1 protein-coding gene and 1 pseudogene are annotated in these 1,013 nt (G+C 63.9%); both read right to left on the bottom strand.

The features are described 5' to 3' along the window. Positions 1 to 122 precede the first annotated feature (122 nt). Positions 123 to 614, bottom strand: coding sequence for an IS66-like element accessory protein TnpA (gene tnpA / locus CDQ92_RS20660; RefSeq protein ID WP_228383643.1), 492 nt, complete (start codon positions 612 to 614; stop codon positions 123 to 125). A gap of 38 nt (positions 615 to 652) precedes the next feature. After that, a pseudogene (locus tag CDQ92_RS20655) lies at positions 653 to 937 on the bottom strand (DDE-type integrase/transposase/recombinase); the annotation flags it as partial. Between the last annotated feature and the right edge of the window lie 76 nt (positions 938 to 1,013).

Below are 1,013 nucleotides of genomic sequence, written 5' to 3'. Positions count from 1 at the left end.
AGATGTGTATAAGAGACAGCCGCCATACTCGGCGCCGACCAGCGCGGCCAGGGCGTCAGGTCCCTTGCGAAAATCCACCGGACGCGTCGCCACCATCACGCGCGCGCCAGCGCCAGGTCCGATCATCGCGTTGCCTTGAGTGCTTCAATCACCGCTGCGATCACAGCCGCATCGGCCCCGCGTCCGATCTTCACCGCCACGCCGTCAATCTCCAGCTCGACAGCACTGACTGTGGGACGCCGACGGCGACGGCCGCGCCTGGCGACAGGGGCTGGATCACCCGAAGGGAGCGGTTCGATCACCGCCGGCACGAACGCAGGCGTCGCTGGAAGCGTCAGCCCTTGGTCCTCCAGCTTCTTGCGCAGATCCCGGCGCCAAGCGAATAGTTGCGACGGAGCAAGCCCATGACGGCGCGCCACCGCGCAGGCCGTCTCCTGACCCGAATAGCTCTCCGCGACGATCGACGCCTTTACCTCAGGCGACCACTCCCGACGCTGGCCCGCACCTGTGAAAACCTCAAAACGCCGAACCACGCTGGTGCCAGCATCATCACATGTCATCATCATAGCATCAGCATCCTCCAGCCTGATCGGGCTAGCGAAAATCGACGCCACGCTTCACTCCCGCAAGGTGGCAGGGAAACACCGGTTACGGTGAGGCGATGCTCGATGCCGTTCTGCTCGCAGACACGGCCGAAGATATGGCCGATCCATCCCAGTGTGCCGCCCTGGTCACGCTGCACGAACTGCACGCCGTTGTCGGTCAGGATGGTGTGGATCCTGTAGGGAACCGTCTTGATCAGCACGCGCAGGAAGGCTGCCGCGGCGAGCTTGGTCGCCCGTCGATAGATGCGGGCGAACACCAGCTTCGAGGTGCGGTCCACCGCGACATAGAGGAATCCTTTGCCGCCTTCGTAGCGCAGTTCGGCGATATCGATGCTGTCTCTTATACACATCTTCCGCGCCGGCGCCGGCGCCTGCACGATCGCGCTCTCGCACGAACGGCAGCCATAA

The sequence above is a fragment of the Sphingopyxis bauzanensis genome, from assembly GCF_002205675.1.
Lineage (GTDB): Bacteria > Pseudomonadota > Alphaproteobacteria > Sphingomonadales > Sphingomonadaceae > Sphingopyxis > Sphingopyxis bauzanensis.
This window is presented reverse-complemented; position numbering and strand designations above follow the sequence as displayed.